This window comes from Microbacterium sp., assembly GCF_048259935.1.
Classification (GTDB): Bacteria; Actinomycetota; Actinomycetes; order Actinomycetales; family Microbacteriaceae; genus Microbacterium.
This window is the reverse complement of record NZ_JBLXHF010000008.1, coordinates 1-14677: the sequence shown is the minus strand read 5'-3', so window position 1 is coordinate 14677 and position 14677 is coordinate 1. Positions and strand designations below refer to the sequence as shown.

Genomic DNA, 14677 nt, shown 5'->3' with positions numbered 1-14677 from the left:
GAACCGCCGAATACTGGAGATATCGACATGACCTCAGCTGAAAGCCCTGTTTCTTCGAGCCGTCCGCGAACCCTCGCCGAGAAGGTCTGGGACGACCACCTCGTCGTCAAGGGCGAGAACGGTGAGCCGGACCTCATCTACATCGACCTTCACCTCGTCCACGAGGTGACCAGTCCGCAGGCCTTCGACGGTCTGCGCGCTGAGCAGCGTCCGCTGCGTCGGCTCGATCTGACGATCGCCACCGAAGACCACAACACCCCAACCCTCGAGATCGATAAGCCGATCGCCGATCTGACCAGCCGCACGCAGATCGAGACGCTGCGCCGCAATGCCGAAGAATTCGGCGCGCGCCTGCATTCGCTCGGCGACGCAGAACAGGGAATCGTGCACGTCGTCGGCCCGCAGCTCGGGCTCACGATGCCGGGAATCACCGTGGTCTGCGGTGACTCGCACACGTCAACTCACGGTGCCTTCGGATCGATGGCATTCGGCATCGGTACCAGCGAAGTCGAGCACGTCATGGCGACGCAGACGCTCCCTCTGAAACCGTTCAAAACCATGGCGATCACGGTGGACGGCGAACTCAAGCCCGGCGTCACCGCGAAGGACATCATTCTCGCGATCATCGCGAAGATCGGTACTGGCGGTGGTCAGGGCTACGTGCTCGAGTTCCGCGGCAGTGCCATCCGCGCCCTCTCCATGGAGGGGCGCATGACGATCTGCAACATGTCGATCGAAGCGGGTGCGCGCGCAGGAATGGTCGCGCCCGACGAGACGACTTTCGCATACGTGAAGGGCCGGCCGCACGCGCCGCAGGGCCAGGACTGGGAGGATGCTGTCGCCTACTGGCGCACGCTCCCCACAGACGAGGGCGCCACGTTCGACGCTGAGGTGTTCATCGATGCGAACGAGCTCGAGCCGTTCGTCACCTGGGGCACCAACCCTGGCCAGGGCAGCTCGCTGTCGGCGGCAGTCCCGAACCCTGCGGAGATCGCGGATCCGAATGAGCGCGCGGCCGCTGAGCGCGCGCTGGAATACATGGACCTGACTCCCGGGACCCCGTTGAAAGACGTTCCGGTCGACGCCGTGTTCATGGGATCCTGCACGAACAGCCGCATCGAGGACCTCAGAGCGTTCGCCTCGATCATCCAGGGCCGCACAAAGGCCGAGGGTGTGCGCGTAATGGTCGTTCCCGGTTCTGCCCGGGTGCGGCTGGAGGCCGAGGCCGAGGGAATCGACAAGATCGTCAAGGACTTCGGTGCAGAGTGGCGCTTCGCCGGCTGTTCGATGTGCCTGGGAATGAATCCCGATCAGCTGGCACCGGGGGAGCGCTGCGCTTCCACGTCGAACCGCAACTTCGAAGGCCGTCAGGGCAAGGGCGGGCGCACGCACCTCGTCTCTCCGTTGGTCGCAGCCGCGACGGCTGTGCGCGGCACGCTGTCGAGCCCGAGTGATCTGTCGACGACGGAAGAGCTGGTAGGAGCCTGATCATGGAGAAGTTCACCACGCACACCGGTATTGCCGCTCCCTTGAAGCGCTCGAATGTCGACACCGACCAGATCATTCCGGCGGTGTTCCTCAAGCGCGTCACCAAGACGGGGTTCGAAGATGCTCTCTTCCACGCCTGGCGGCAGGACCCCGAGTTCGTCCTGAACCAGGAGCCCTTCCAGGGTGCCTCCGTGCTGATTGCAGGACCCGACTTCGGCACCGGATCAAGCCGCGAGCACGCGGTCTGGGCCCTGCGCGACTTCGGATTCAACGTCGTCCTCAGCCCGCGCTTCGCGGACATCTTCCGTGGTAATGCGGGCAAGCAGGGTCTGCTCGCCGCCACGATCTCGGAAGCCGACGTGGAGCGGATCTGGGCTGAGATCGACGCGAATCCTGGTGTGTCGATCACCGTCGATCTCGAGGCGCGCACCGCCACGATCGGTGATTTTCAGGCCACTATCGACGTCGACGATTACACTAGATGGCGGCTCCTCGAAGGGCTCGATGACATCGGGCTCACACTGCGCAACGAAGACAAGATCGCGCAGTTCGAGGCCCGCCGCGAGTCGTGGCGGCCACGTACGCTCCCCGTCCGCTGACGCAGGTCCGCGGGACGAGCACCGTGGGTCGGGGCGACAGCGCCCGTCGGCTGCGGCCGCGATTCGTGAACATGAAGTGAGGCTCATCGAATGACGAGAACTATGCATGCTGAACTTCAGGATGGAGCACCAGCCTTGACCGGAGATGTACTGGCGATTCGCGGTGGTCGGCCGCTGCGCGGCCGAGTCGATGTCAAGGGTGCGAAGAACCTCGCGACCAAGGCGATGGTCGCCGCTCTCCTCGGCGAGGATGCGAGCATCCTGCGCGATGTTCCGGCTCTCAGTGACGTCGCTGTCGTCCGTTCGCTGCTCGAGGTCCACGGCGTGCGTGTCACCGAGGGCGATGAGCCCGGCGTTCTTCACCTCGACCCGAGCGATGTCGAATCCGCTCATATGGAAGAGATCGACGCGCACGCAGGTGCTTCGCGCATTCCGATCCTGTTCTGCGGACCGCTCCTGCACCGCCTCGGGCAGGCCTTCATCCCCGATCTCGGCGGCTGCCGCATCGGCGACCGGCCGATCGATTTCCACCTCGATGCACTGCGCAAGTTCGGTGCGACGGTCGAGAAGCTTCCCAGCGGCATCCGTCTGTCGACACCCAACGGGCGCCTGCACGGTGCGAACATCCACCTGCCGTACCCGAGCGTCGGGGCCACCGAGCAGGTGCTGCTCACCGCGGTGCGCGCAGAGGGCACGACCGAGCTGCGCAACGCCGCCATCGAGCCCGAGATCATGGATCTGATCGCCGTTCTGCAGAAAATGGGCGCGATCATCTCCTACGAGCCGAACCGAGTGATCCTGATCGAAGGTGTCGAGACTCTGCGCGGTTACGACCACCGGTCGATCTTCGATCGCAACGAGGCTGCGTCGTGGGCCTCTGCGGCGCTCGCGACCGATGGCGAGATCTTCGTCGGCGGTGCGAAGCAGCAGGAGATGCTGACGTTCCTGAACGTGTTCCGCAAGGCAGGCGGCTGGTTCGATATTCAGGAGGACGGCATCCTGTTCCGTCGCGACGGTGATGTGAAGCCCGTCGTCGTAGAGACCGATGTGCACCCCGGATTCATGACCGACTGGCAGCAGCCGCTCGTCGTCGCGCTCACCCAGGCGAGCGGGCGTTCGGTCGTGCACGAGACGGTGTACGAGAACCGGATGGGCTTCACCGACGCACTTGTGAAGATGGGCGCCGACATCGTCGTCCACCCCCACGGTCTGCAGGACGGACCCCGTCGGGTTCCGCGCCGTGAGCTCGAGCAGGCAGCGGTGATCACCGGACCCACGCCGCTGCGCGGCGCAGAGATCGTCGTTCCCGACCTGCGCGGTGGGTACAGCCACATCATCGCCGCTCTCACAGCAACGGGAGAGTCGAAGGTATCCGGCGTAGACATTCTCAGCCGCGGTTATGAGAACTTCCTAGCCAAGCTCGAAGCGCTCGGCGCCGACTTCGACGTCATCGGCTGACGCGCATGGCTTCCGGATCATCGGAGAAGTCTCGGCCCACCATGTTCTGGCCGCTGGCGGCTGTCGCGGTACCGCTGATCTCGCTGCTGGCGAAGCTGCGCTTCACCGACCGCGAGAAGCTCCCTGAAGAGGGGCCGTTCGTGCTCGCTCCCAACCACTACTCTGAGTTCGATCCGCTGGTCGTTGCACTCGCAGTGTGGAAGCTGGGGCGACTGCCGCGCTTCATGGCCAAAGAGAGTCTCTTCAAAGTTCCGGTACTGGGCTGGGTGCTTCGCAAGACCGGCATGGTTCCGGTAGCACGGTCCTCCTCACGCACATCGGCGGCGGACACGATCGCGCAGTCGCGTGCGTTGGTTGCGGCTGGCCGCGGTGTGATCGTGTATCCAGAGGGCACCCTGACGCGTGATCCAGATCTGTGGCCGATGCGCGGCAAGTCCGGCGCGGTCCGTCTGGCCATGGCGGGAAACATTCCGCTGATCCCGATGGCGCAGTGGGGCACCCAGGAGATCATGGGTCGTTACCAGAAGGGTTTGAGCCTCTGGCCGCTCCGGAAGCCGGTCGACGTGATCATCGGCGACCCCGTCGACATCAGCGACCTCGTCGGTAAGGAGCACGATCAGGCCGCTGTCACCCTCGCCACAGAGCGCCTGATGAACGCCATCACCGAGCTGCTCGAGCGGCTGCGCTCAGAGAAGGCACCCGCGAAGCGATGGAACCCGACCGATCACGGGCAGAAGGAGACTGGGCGCCTTGACTCCTGAGAAGAACCGCGATGCCCATCCGCGCGTAGCGATCATCGGCGCGGGCAGCTGGGGGACCACGTTCGGCAAGATCCTCGCTGACGGCGGTGCGCACGTCACCATGTGGGCAAGGCGCCCCGAACAGGCGCTCGAGATCGCCGAGGCCAAGCGCAACTCCAAGTACCTCCCCGGCATCAACCTGCCACGGTCGATGACGGCCACTCACGAGCTGTCGACCGCCGTCGAGGGCGCCGATCAGGTGTATCTCTCGGTGCCGAGCCAATCGCTTCGCGAGAACCTCAAGGCGCTGCGTCCCCTGCTCGAGCACACTGACGTGCCGATCGTCAGCTTGATGAAGGGGGTCGAGCGCACGAGCGGTCTTCGGATGAGTCAGGTCATCGAGCAGGAGATCGCCTGCGATCCGAACCGCATCGCTGTCGCTTCCGGGCCGAACCTTGCGCTCGAGATCGCGAGAGAGCAGCCCACGGCCGCCGTCATCGCCTCCCGCAGTCAGGAGACCGCGGAGACGATCGCCCGAGCTGCACGCAACTCCTACTTCCGCACGTTCGTGAACACGGATGTGATCGGCACCGAGTTCGGTGGCGTTCTGAAGAACCTCATCGCTGTCGCGATCGGCATCGTCGACGGTGTTGGCTACGGCGAGAACACCAAGGCATCGATCATCACGCGCGGTCTGGTCGAGATGACTGATTTCGCGGTCGCCAACGGCGCGCAGCGCGAGACCTTGCAGGGGCTCGCAGGGCTCGGCGATCTCATCGCCACCTGCCAGTCGCCGTTGAGTCGCAACAACACCGCAGGCAGGCTCCTGGGCCAGGGCTACGGCTTCCAAGACGTCGTGAAGCAGATGAACCAGACGGCCGAAGGGTTGGCGTCTGTTGCACCGATCCTGAAGCTCGCGCACGAATCAGATGTGCATATGCCGATCGTCGAGCAGGTGAAGATGGTGCTCGACGGCAGAATGAACCCCCGCGATATCGCGCCCCATCTCACGACAGATGACGACACTCCCCAGGAGGAGAGAACCAATCATGGACAAGCAGACGGTGGTGGTGCTCTTCGGCGGGCGTTCCAGCGAGCATTCCATCAGTTCCGCGACGGCCGGCGGAGTTCTGCAGGCGATTGACCGTGATCGCTACGAGGTGATCCCGGTCGGGATCACACGCGCAGGCGCCTTCGTGCTCGAAGAGGATGATTCTTCGAAATTCGCTCTGGATGCTGCGAACCTCCCTGAGGTCGTCGACAACGGCTCGCGCGTGATCTGGCCTGAGCCCAGTGGTACGCGCACACTCCGCGTCGTCGCAGCCGATGGGGCTGTGACCGATCTCGGTGAGATCGACGTGGTGCTGCCGCTCCTGCATGGCCTCCACGGCGAGGACGGCGCGATTCAGGGCTTCTTCGATGTGCTCGACGTGCCGTATGCGGGCGGCGGGATCCTCGACTCGGCGGTGTGCCTCGACAAGCACTTCACCAAGCTGGCGCTGAGTGCTGCGGGCATCGCCGTCGCTCCTGGGGTCACGGTTCGACAGGCGCAGTGGGCGATCGACCCGGAGGCGATCCGACGCTCGATCGCGGAGCTCGGTGACGTTGTCTTCGTCAAGCCTGCGAGCGCCGGGTCCAGCGTCGGCGTCTCGCGCGTCGAGAATGGCGAGGGCCTCGATGAGGCGCTTCGCATCGCGTTCGACGAGGACGACAAGGTGCTGGTCGAGACCAAGATCACCGGACGTGAGATCGAGGTGGGAGTGCTTGCCGGACGCCAGGGCGGCCGCGCACGAGCATCACTGCCTGGCGAAGTGGTCCTGACCACGCGCAGCTTCTACGACTTCGAGGGCAAGTACCTCGGTGGTGACGGTGTCGAGATCGTCTGCCCGGCCGACCTCGACGAGACGTTGATCGCCTCGTTGCGCGAGACCGCGGTGCGCGCATTCGAAGCGGTTGACGGCAAGGGACTCGCCCGTGTCGACTTCTTCGTGACGTCGGATGGTCAGCTCGTCGTGAATGAGCTGAACACCATGCCGGGGTTCACACCGATCTCGATGTTCCCCAAGTGCTGGGTGGCATCAGGGCTGAGCTACGGCGACCTCATCAGCGAACTGATCGAGAGCGGACTGCAGCGCTAGCGGCCACGTCGCGTCAGCCCAGCAGTTCCTGCGCGTCTTCGTCGAGCTCGTCGGGGGTGGTGCACTGACGATCCGCGTGGATCGCGGTCAGCGGACCGACCAGTGCGCGGCTGCTGATCACGTCGTTGGAACTGACGACCTCGGTGTCGATGTAGAGCTGCACGGCGGGGTTGCGACCGTACGTGGTCAGTCGTAGCTTCGGGCTCTCCGAATCATCGACGAGCCAGTCGATGCCCTCCAGGCTGACGCACTGCAGGTCTGCGGTAGGTCCAGGAACCGTGACCCCGCACCGCAGGAGGATCGCAGAGGCGCCGTCCGGCGCGATCCAGGCCGCTGTCGACTGCGCATCCGTCCAACGACGGTCCATGTCGGCGATGCTGTTGGCGTTCTTGAGCCCCACCAGCACCTCGGCGCACAGCGGGTTGTTCGCGTCGTCTGCCGGCTCCAGATGCACCGTGCTCGAGCAGCCGCCGAGGAGCGCCGTTCCGAGCAGGAGGATCGCGGCTGAGGCAAGACGGGGGGACATGATTCCAGGCTACCTTTGAGAGCATGGCCTCCCGTTCAGCAGACGATGATCCGCGCCTGGGCGACGTCTCGGAAGGCACCGTTCTTCGTGCCATCCTCGCCCGCACCGCACCCGCCTCGCACACGATCCTCGGTCCGGGGGATGATGCCGCGGTTCTGGCGACGCCGTCCGGCTCGGTCGTGGCCACCACGGACACGCTCGTGCATGGTCCGGACTTTCGGCTGGCGTGGTCGAGCCCATACGACCTCGGTTGGAAATCGGCTGCGGTGAACCTGGCAGATGTCGCGGCGATGGGCGCGAGACCGACAGGGCTCCTCGTAGCACTCGCGGTGCCGAAGGATCTCAGACTGTCGTTCGTGGAACAGCTCTCGGACGGTTTCCGCGCAGCGTGCGAGGCGCTCGCACCCGGATGCTCCGTCATCGGCGGAGACCTGACCGTCTCGGAAGTTCTCATGATCGCCGTCACCGCTCTCGGCGATCTCGAAGGTCGCGCGGCAGTGACCCGTTCGGGGGCCCGGGCAGGAGATACGGTGGCGATCGCCGGTGAAGTCGGGCTCTCCGCCCGCGGACTCGGCGTGCTGTTCGGCCGCTTCCGCGACGGTGAGACTCCGGTGCCCGTCGATCATGAGCAGCTTCTGCCAGGTGAGCGTGCAGCGGTCACGGCGCAGCTGCGTCCTTCGCCTCCGATCGGTCTCGGAGTCGCTGCGGCAGTTGCTGGAGCGACGGCGATGATGGATGTCTCGGACGGACTTGCTCTTGACGCAGGGCGGATGGCATCAGCATCCGACGTCACGATCGATTTCGATCGCGACGCCCTCGGTGACGATCTCGATCGTGCGCTGGCCGGTGGAGAAGACCACGCGCTGCTTGCGACGTTCCCCCCGGGCGTGCTGCCGTCGGGATTCCGCGCCATCGGTACCGTTCGCGAGCCCGGCGCGGAGGGCGTGCTCTGCGACGGCGAGGCCGTGGATGCCGCGGGCTGGGACCCCTACCGCGATTGGGATGCTGCGGCCGGCTGAGCCCACCAGACGGCAGTATCGCCATAGGTCTTCTCGCGGAAGATCTCCAGACCAGCAGCCACTGCATCTGGCGGCGTCGAGCGGCGGGCTCGCTCGATGACGACGACAGCGTCCTCAGACAGCAGCGGCGCCAGTGCCGCGAGGTCCGCGGTCATCGCATCGTCATTGAGGTCGTACGGCGGATCGGTGAAGACGAGGTCCCACTGGCCCGTCGCACGCTTGAGGAAGGTCTGGACAGCGCTTTCATGCACGCGTGCGGGGGGCGCTTCGGACGCCGAGGAGCCAAGAGCCTTGGCCACGGTCGCCACGTTTCGCCTGACGATCGCCGCTGCCGGTCGAGACTTCTCGACGAGATCGACAGCTGCGGCGCCCCGGCTGAGGGCTTCGAGACCCAGCGCGCCAGAACCAGCGTAGAGGTCCAGCACTCGTGAGCCTTCGATGGCATCGGCGGACTCGAGGGCTCCGAAGAGCGATTCTCGCACACGGTCGCTGGTGGGGCGCGTACCGCTGCCGGGAACATCCAGTCGGAGTCCGCGCGCGTCGCCTGCGATGATCCTCGTCACTCCATCAGCCTAGGACTGTCCGGAGCATTACCTAGACTTCAGGCATGACCTTCTCGCTCGACTCGCCGCTGACTGATGCTGTCGGGGCGACAGCGGCGAAGAAGCTCGATCGGGCTTTCGGCATGCAGACGGTCGGCGAGATGCTCGCGCACTATCCGCGCCGCTATGCGGATCCTGCCGAGCTGACGCCGATCAGCAATCTGCCGGTCGGCGAGACGGTGACGATCGTCGCCGAGGTGCTGTCGTCGTCGGCTCGGGGGATGCGCAACCGCTCGGGAGCGATGACGGATGTCATCATCAGCGATGGTCAAGGACGAGTGTCATTGACGTTCTTCGCGAAGAACCTGCGCCAGGCGGAGTGGCGCGCGGGCGAGCTCTACCGCGGCCGCCGAGGAATGTTCTCCGGCAAAGTCGGTGAATACCGTGACGTGATCCAGTTCGCCCACCCGCAGTACGAGCTCTTCGACGATGCAGAGAGCGCGCAGGCCAAAGCAGAAGACCAGGCCAGCCGCCCGCTGCCGATCTATCCCGCGACCTCGGCGGTCTCGAGCCAGCAGTTCCGTGAGCTCGTCGAAAGTCTGTTGCCGAAGCTGAGCGACGTGCCAGACCCCGTGCCGCAGGAGATCAGGGCGAAGGAGAAGCTGCTGGATGCGCGTACCGCGCTGATCCAGGTGCATCGGCCGCAGACGAAGAATGACATCGACCCCGCCGTGCGCACGCTGCGGATGCATGAGGCTCTCGTGCTGCAGACAGCGCTGTTCCAGCAACGCGACGCCGTGCGCGCGTTGACGGCGGTGTCGCGCCCAGCTGCCGCGGGAGGGTTGCTGGAGCGCTTCGACGCGACACTGCCGTACACGCTCACCCCGGACCAGCAGTCGGTGGGAGCGCAGGTCGCCTCGGATCTGGCCGGCGAACGGCCGATGAACAGGCTCGTTCAAGGCGAGGTCGGATCAGGAAAAACCCTCGTCGCCCTGCGCGGAATGCTGCAGGTCGCCGAGTCCGGTGGGCAGTCAGCGCTGATCGCACCTACCGAGGTCCTCGCCGCTCAGCACCTGCGCTCGATCACCAAGCTGCTGGGGCCGAAGCTGGCACCAGAGGTCATGCCGACTCTGCTCACCGGTCAGATGCCGGCTGCTGAGCGCCGCAAGGCCGCGTTGCGCGTCGCTTCCGGTCAAGCGCTGATCGTGGTCGGTACGCATGCGCTGCTGGGAGAGAAGACGACGTTCGCCGAACTCGGGCTCGTGGTCGTTGATGAGCAGCACAGGTTCGGCGTCGAACAGCGCGAAGCGCTGCGTGCGAAGGGCACCAGTCCACACGCACTCGTGATGACAGCGACACCCATCCCACGCACCGTGGCGATGACAGTCTTCGGCGACCTTGACACTTCAGTGATCCGCACGATGCCGGCGGGGCGAGCGGGCATCCAATCCTTCGTGGCGCCGCTGGCCGAGCATCCGGCGTGGTTCCAGCGGGTGTGGGATCGTGCGGCAGAGGAAGTCGCGCAGGGACACCAGGTTTTCGCGGTCTGCGCGGCGATCGATACGACCAAGAAGACGGATGCTGCCGGCGAAGAAGGCGCGGCACTGCTTCCGACTGAAGAGGGCGCGACAGGTCCACGGTGGGGCGTTGTCCAGCTCGATGAGGCACTCCAGACGCATCCGACAGTCGGAAAGCTGCGACGTGCAGTGCTGCACGGCAAGATGCCATCGGATCAGAAGGATGCCGTCATGCAGGCATTCGCGCGCGGCGAGATCGATGTGCTGATCGCGACCACTGTCATCGAGGTCGGAGTCGATGTTCCCAACGCGTCAACGATGATTATCCTCGATGCGGATCGCTTCGGTGTCTCGCAGCTCCACCAGTTGCGTGGACGTGTCGGTCGAGGCGCCGTGCCGGGCCTGTGCCTGCTCGTCACCGAAGCCGAAGAAGGCTCACTCGCGCGTGAACGTGTCGAGGCCGTCGCTGCGACGCTCGACGGATTCGCTCTCGCCGAGGTCGATCTCGAGCTGCGCGGCGAGGGTGACGTGCTCGGTTCGACGCAATCGGGCGTGCGCTCCTCGCTGCGGCTGCTGCGCGTGGTGAAGGACTCCAAACTCATCGCCCGTGCACGTGAGCTTGCCGAGAAGATTCTCGAGGCCGATCCGAGTCTCACTGAGCACCCTGGGCTCCGCGACGTGATCGCACGTCGGGTCACCGAAGAGGACCGTGCGGCTCTTGCCAAGAACTAGTCACTCGACGTGCAATAGGGTGAAGCCATGAGCAGTCGGATCGCCGTCGTCCCTGGTTCCTTCGATCCGCCGACCCTCGGTCACCTCGATGTGATCCGGCGAGCGGCGAAGCTCTACGACGAACTGCACGTGCTGGTGGTGCACAACCCTGGCAAAGAAGCGATGCTGCCGATCGCTCAGCGTCTCTCGCTGCTCGAGCAGTCCATTGCTGAAGATGGGATGCCGGGGAACATCGTCATCGGCTCGTGGAGCATGGGCCTCCTCGTCGACTACGCTCGCGACGTCAACGCGGGGGTACTGGTCAAGGGCATCCGCTCTCAGATCGACGTCGCCTACGAATCGCCGATGGCGATCGTCAACCGGCACCTCGCTGATATCGAGACGGTGTTTCTGCTGCCGGATCCCTCGCACGCGATGGTGTCCAGCTCACTCGTCCGCCAGGTCGCATCTCTCGGCGGAGACATCGCGCCCTTCGTTCCCCGCGCCGTCGCAGCCTTCCTCGACACTGGTGCGCGCGGACTCTGAGCGCACGGTCAGCGGATACTGAGCCTGGAGAAGGTCGCGCCGGTAGCATTGAAGCGTGAAGACTCGACTTAACGGCCCCTTCGTGGTGCCCGTGCGCGATATCGTCCGACGACCCGGTGAGATGCGTGAGCATCAGTTCTCCGCTACCCTCCCAGAGCAGTGGGGAGAGGGAATTGTCTCCTACGAGGAGGGCACCGCTCTTGACCTGGAAGTCCGGGTCGAGTCCGTCCACGAGGGCATTCTCGTCTCCGGAACAGTGGAGGCTGAGTACAAGGGCGTCTGCGGAAGATGCCTCAAAGACATCGCCCAGCCTGTCGAAGTCGAGTTCCAGGAGCTTTTCGCGTATCCTGGTGAGGAAGAAACTGACTTCGAGGTTCAAGACGACCACGTGGATCTTGAAACTCTTGTCAGGGAAGCGGCAGTTTTGGCGCTTCCATTTCAGCCGGTGTGTCAGCCGGACTGCCCCGGGCTTGACCCGAACACGGGTGAGCGGCTGACCGAAAGCACCAGGGTAGAGGATGACGCTCCCATCGATCCTCGATGGAGTGCGCTCCGACAGATCGCAGACCAGGGGAGTGCGGCAGAGAGCCGCGGTCCCGAGAACACAGAAGAGAGTTAGCCATGGCTGGTAACCCCCCGAAGCGCAAGGTTTCCCGTTCCAACACCCGCTCGCGTCGCGCGCAGTGGAAGGCGGAGCCGATTGCTCTCGTCAAGACCGTTGAGAACGGCAAGACCGTTTACAGCCGCCCCCACCAGGCGAAGGTCGTCACCGATTCGCAGGGCACCGAGCTGTTCCTCGAGTACAAGGGCCGCAAGGTCGCAGACGTCTGATCACGGTCTCACGATCGTGACAGAGGTCCCGCAAGGGACGGCGAGTCTCGCAGCGAAGCTCAGGGTCGATATCGACCCTGAGCTGCTTGCGTTAGCGTTGACCCACCGTTCGTACGCATACGAGCACGGCGGCATCCCGCACAACGAGCGCTTGGAGTTCCTCGGCGACTCTGTGCTCGGCCAAGCCGTCACTGTCATGCTGTTCACCACTCATCCCGACATCGATGAGGGGCAGCTTGCCAAACGGCGCGCGAGCGTCGTTTCGACTGTTGCCCTCGCCGAGGTTGCGCGAGCCATCGGGCTCGGTGAGCATCTTCTGCTGGGCCGTGGTGAAGAGCGCACCGGTGGGCGCGACAAGGACTCGATTCTTGCCGACACTATGGAAGCGGTGTTCGGCGCCACCTACCTCTCCGCAGGTCAGGATGCTGCGACCGAACTCGTGCTGCGATTGACTGAGCCTCTGCTCGATGATCCAGAGCGCTATGGTGCCGCGATGGACCCGAAGACGAGCCTGCAGGAGCTCGCTGCCCGTATCGGCGCCGCACCTCCCACCTACTCCGTGTCGGCTACCGGCCCAGACCACGATCGCCATTTCACGGCGATCGTCACAGTCGGCGACGTCAGCATGAGCGGTGAGGGCACGAGTAAGAAGACCGCCGAGATGGCAGGCGCCCTCAACGTATGGCGCGCACTCAGCGAGCGTGCCTGAACTTCCCGAAGTCGAGGTCGTGCGCACAGGCCTCGCCCCCGCAGTCATCGGCGCGACGATCACGAGCGTCTCGGTGTTCGATGAGCGAGCGCTCACGCGGCATCCGGCAGGAGCGGCGGACTTCGCCGCTCGTCTGGAGGGCGCATCGATTGTCGGCGCATCCAGACGTGGCAAATTCTTGTGGCTTCAAATGGCAGGGGAGACTCACGCGCTCACTGCCCATCTGGGGATGAGCGGGCAGATGCTGCTGCGCGCTCCCGACGCTCCCGCTGAGCGCCATGAACGCATTCGCATCGGCATCCAGCATCCACAGCATGGCGACCTCGCCGTTGTTTTCGCAGACCAGCGCACGTTCGGTTCGCTGGCTGTCGACGAGCTCACCGCCGACGGCGGTGACCTGATCCCGACGCAAGTGCGGCATATCGCTCGTGATCCACTGGATTCCGCGTTCGACGACGCCGTCTTCAGCGGCGCCGTGCGGCGTCGCGCGAGTGCGATCAAGAGGATTCTGCTGGACCAGACCGTCGTCAGCGGAATCGGAAACATCTACGCTGACGAATCGCTCTGGGCTGCGCGGATCCACCCTGAGTCACACGGGCGCACATTGACGGGTGCTGCAGTCGGCCGCCTTCTTGCTGAAGTACGGCTGGTGCTTGAGAAGGCTCTCGCCGAGGGCGGAACGAGCTTCGATGCCCAGTACGTGAACGTCAACGGCGAGGCGGGGTACTTCGCGCACTCACTGAACGCTTATGGACGAGGCGGACAAGCCTGTCCGCGCTGCGGGAGCGAGATCCGCCGGGACGCCTTCATGAACCGCTCGTCGCACTTCTGCCCGCGGTGCCAGCGCAAAGGATAGCCCGACCGCTCATCCTGCGAGCAGAGTGCGCTCAGCGATCTGTTGAAGTGCCCGAGTACTGACGGCTCGCGTTCCAGTCCGTCAGAACAGCCATCAGTGCATCTTGGAAGCGGTCGACGGTATGGGCAAGCGCCCAGGTCGCGGCTTCGGCGAGAGAGTCGGGAGTCCAAGATTTGCGGGCCAGGATCGACTCGAGGAGCATCTGCTCGCGGCGTCGGTACACCTCTGGCCACGGTGATCCGGGCTCGGAATAGTAGGGAATCTTGTCGGCGTCGAGACCAATGCAATCGGACAAGAGCCTGGTGTTGAGATTCACGAAGGCACCATTCATCAGGGCATCGACAACATTTTGATCATCTGTCAGAACGACATCCTGGTTGTTGTCCTGATCAAACGCAATGATCGCGCAGTGCAGCGCCTCGCTGTAGAGCCATGCCCCTTCGTCCATCAATCGCATGAGCGACTTGCTGCGAGTTCGGTCGGTGCTTCCAGCCATTGGCATCGTGACCGCGTAAACGCGGAGAAGGTCAACTTCGACTCGGAGGCGGGAGAGGGACTCAAGTGAGGCTTGCTGACGCTCGGCGACCTGAACCTGCGTGCCAGGATCGATGGAGAGGAGCTCGTAAATTCGCGGGCTTGTCAAGGTTTGGACGTTCTGTGCCTCCGCTAACGTCGTGCGGGCGTGCTGGATCAGTTCCTGCATTCGTGAGTTGAGATATGACTCCTCATCGAGTGCTGTCTGTTGCCGTGCCAGTTCTTCTTGTCGTTGCGCGAGCTTCTTTTCCAGCTTCTCCTGACGCCGGGCAAGCCTCTCGGAGGTCTTGAGCGCCCACCATGCGAGTCCGATACCGGAGCGTGTCAAATGGTGTGTGTAAGGGGTGAGGTCTCCTTACGAAAGGAAACACACTGGTGGCTATCGACAAGGCGTCGCGTGAAGTGCGGCGGAAGTCTCAGGCGGAGGGCGCGCAGCGTCTGATCGAGTCGGGGATGCTGGATG

Annotated in this window: 16 protein-coding genes; 13 read left to right on the top strand and 3 right to left on the bottom strand. The window is 64.4% G+C overall.

The genetic code is table 11. The annotated features are described in order from the left end of the window. The first annotated feature begins 27 nt into the window (after positions 1-27). From leuC to ACN0RC_RS13235, 6 genes are all read left to right on the top strand, one after another. A complete protein-coding gene (gene leuC / locus ACN0RC_RS13260; RefSeq protein WP_417512400.1) occupies positions 28-1488 on the top strand; it encodes a 3-isopropylmalate dehydratase large subunit in 1461 nt (486 codons plus the stop codon). 2 nt (positions 1489-1490) lie between these two features. After that, a complete protein-coding gene (gene leuD / locus ACN0RC_RS13255) occupies positions 1491-2087 on the top strand; it encodes a 3-isopropylmalate dehydratase small subunit (protein WP_417512399.1) in 597 nt (198 codons plus the stop codon). 102 nt (positions 2088-2189) lie between these two features. Next, complete coding sequence (gene murA, locus ACN0RC_RS13250) at positions 2190-3545, top strand: UDP-N-acetylglucosamine 1-carboxyvinyltransferase (protein WP_417512485.1); 1356 nt, start codon at positions 2190-2192, stop codon at positions 3543-3545. A gap of 5 nt (positions 3546-3550) precedes the next feature. Next, positions 3551-4306 (top strand): lysophospholipid acyltransferase family protein, encoded by a 756-nt coding sequence (locus tag ACN0RC_RS13245; protein WP_417512398.1) that lies wholly within the window; start codon positions 3551-3553, stop codon positions 4304-4306. Next, the gene (locus ACN0RC_RS13240; protein WP_417512397.1) at positions 4296-5429 is read left to right on the top strand and encodes an NAD(P)H-dependent glycerol-3-phosphate dehydrogenase; all 1134 of its coding nucleotides are present in this window, start codon (positions 4296-4298) and stop codon (positions 5427-5429) included. The genes ACN0RC_RS13245 and ACN0RC_RS13240 overlap by 11 nt, the downstream gene beginning before the upstream one ends. After that, the gene (locus ACN0RC_RS13235) at positions 5335-6423 is read left to right on the top strand and encodes a D-alanine--D-alanine ligase family protein (protein WP_417512396.1); all 1089 of its coding nucleotides are present in this window, start codon (positions 5335-5337) and stop codon (positions 6421-6423) included. The genes ACN0RC_RS13240 and ACN0RC_RS13235 overlap by 95 nt, the downstream gene beginning before the upstream one ends. A gap of 13 nt (positions 6424-6436) precedes the next feature. Here the strand turns inward: ACN0RC_RS13235 and ACN0RC_RS13230 are convergent, their stop codons facing one another. Then, complete coding sequence (locus ACN0RC_RS13230) at positions 6437-6949, bottom strand: DUF3515 family protein (protein ID WP_417512395.1); 513 nt, start codon at positions 6947-6949, stop codon at positions 6437-6439. A 23-nt stretch (positions 6950-6972) separates the two neighbouring features. On the opposite strand from ACN0RC_RS13230, the gene thiL reads away from it, so the two are divergent. Further along, a complete protein-coding gene (thiL, locus tag ACN0RC_RS13225) occupies positions 6973-7968 on the top strand; it encodes a thiamine-phosphate kinase (protein WP_417512394.1) in 996 nt (331 codons plus the stop codon). Here thiL and rsmD read toward each other — a convergent pair. Continuing rightward, positions 7938-8531: a 16S rRNA (guanine(966)-N(2))-methyltransferase RsmD gene (rsmD, locus tag ACN0RC_RS13220; protein WP_417512393.1), complete on the bottom strand. Its 594-nt coding sequence runs from the start codon at positions 8529-8531 to the stop codon at positions 7938-7940. The two genes, thiL and rsmD, sit on opposite strands and share 31 nt — an antisense overlap. Positions 8532-8575: 44 nt before the next feature. On the opposite strand from rsmD, the gene ACN0RC_RS13215 reads away from it, so the two are divergent. The 6 genes from ACN0RC_RS13215 (at position 8576) to mutM (ending at position 13680) form a co-directional block, all read left to right on the top strand. Next, positions 8576-10759 carry an ATP-dependent DNA helicase RecG gene (locus tag ACN0RC_RS13215; RefSeq protein ID WP_417512392.1) on the top strand — a complete coding sequence of 728 codons (2184 nt, stop codon included), beginning with the start codon at positions 8576-8578 and terminating at the stop codon, positions 10757-10759. A 27-nt stretch (positions 10760-10786) separates the two neighbouring features. After that, positions 10787-11284: a pantetheine-phosphate adenylyltransferase gene (coaD, locus tag ACN0RC_RS13210; RefSeq protein WP_417512391.1), complete on the top strand. Its 498-nt coding sequence runs from the start codon at positions 10787-10789 to the stop codon at positions 11282-11284. Between the two features lie 121 nt (positions 11285-11405). Continuing rightward, positions 11406-11903: a YceD family protein gene (locus ACN0RC_RS13205; protein ID WP_417512484.1), complete on the top strand. Its 498-nt coding sequence runs from the start codon at positions 11406-11408 to the stop codon at positions 11901-11903. Between the two features lie 2 nt (positions 11904-11905). Continuing rightward, positions 11906-12115, top strand: coding sequence for a 50S ribosomal protein L32 (gene rpmF, locus ACN0RC_RS13200; protein WP_076680491.1), 210 nt, complete (start codon positions 11906-11908; stop codon positions 12113-12115). A 16-nt stretch (positions 12116-12131) separates the two neighbouring features. Continuing rightward, complete coding sequence (rnc, locus tag ACN0RC_RS13195; protein ID WP_417512390.1) at positions 12132-12824, top strand: ribonuclease III; 693 nt, start codon at positions 12132-12134, stop codon at positions 12822-12824. Further along, positions 12817-13680 carry a bifunctional DNA-formamidopyrimidine glycosylase/DNA-(apurinic or apyrimidinic site) lyase gene (gene mutM, locus ACN0RC_RS13190; RefSeq protein WP_417512389.1) on the top strand — a complete coding sequence of 288 codons (864 nt, stop codon included), beginning with the start codon at positions 12817-12819 and terminating at the stop codon, positions 13678-13680. Before rnc ends, mutM begins: the two co-directional genes overlap by 8 nt. A 31-nt stretch (positions 13681-13711) precedes the next feature. Here the strand turns inward: mutM and ACN0RC_RS13185 are convergent, their stop codons facing one another. Beyond that, the gene (locus ACN0RC_RS13185; RefSeq protein ID WP_417512388.1) at positions 13712-14542 is read right to left on the bottom strand and encodes a hypothetical protein; all 831 of its coding nucleotides are present in this window, start codon (positions 14540-14542) and stop codon (positions 13712-13714) included. Positions 14543-14677: the final 135 nt, after the last annotated feature.

What these genes read in the sequence shown, in the direction of transcription:
- ACN0RC_RS13215 (WP_417512392.1), top strand. Translation starts at nt 8,576, where the DNA reads ATGACCTTCTCGCTCGACTCGCCGCTGACTGATGCTGTCGGGGCGACA.
- rpmF (WP_076680491.1), top strand. Translation starts at nt 11,906, where the DNA reads ATGGCTGGTAACCCCCCGAAGCGCAAGGTTTCCCGTTCCAACACCCGC.
- thiL (WP_417512394.1), top strand. Translation starts at nt 6,973, where the DNA reads ATGGCCTCCCGTTCAGCAGACGATGATCCGCGCCTGGGCGACGTCTCG.
- coaD (WP_417512391.1), top strand. Translation starts at nt 10,787, where the DNA reads ATGAGCAGTCGGATCGCCGTCGTCCCTGGTTCCTTCGATCCGCCGACC.
- ACN0RC_RS13230 (WP_417512395.1), bottom strand. Translation starts at nt 6,949, where the DNA reads ATGTCCCCCCGTCTTGCCTCAGCCGCGATCCTCCTGCTCGGAACGGCG.
- murA (WP_417512485.1), top strand. Translation starts at nt 2,190, where the DNA reads ATGCATGCTGAACTTCAGGATGGAGCACCAGCCTTGACCGGAGATGTA.
- ACN0RC_RS13235 (WP_417512396.1), top strand. Translation starts at nt 5,335, where the DNA reads ATGGACAAGCAGACGGTGGTGGTGCTCTTCGGCGGGCGTTCCAGCGAG.
- leuC (WP_417512400.1), top strand. Translation starts at nt 28, where the DNA reads ATGACCTCAGCTGAAAGCCCTGTTTCTTCGAGCCGTCCGCGAACCCTC.
- ACN0RC_RS13245 (WP_417512398.1), top strand. Translation starts at nt 3,551, where the DNA reads ATGGCTTCCGGATCATCGGAGAAGTCTCGGCCCACCATGTTCTGGCCG.
- leuD (WP_417512399.1), top strand. Translation starts at nt 1,491, where the DNA reads ATGGAGAAGTTCACCACGCACACCGGTATTGCCGCTCCCTTGAAGCGC.
- ACN0RC_RS13205 (WP_417512484.1), top strand. Translation starts at nt 11,406, where the DNA reads ATGCGTGAGCATCAGTTCTCCGCTACCCTCCCAGAGCAGTGGGGAGAG.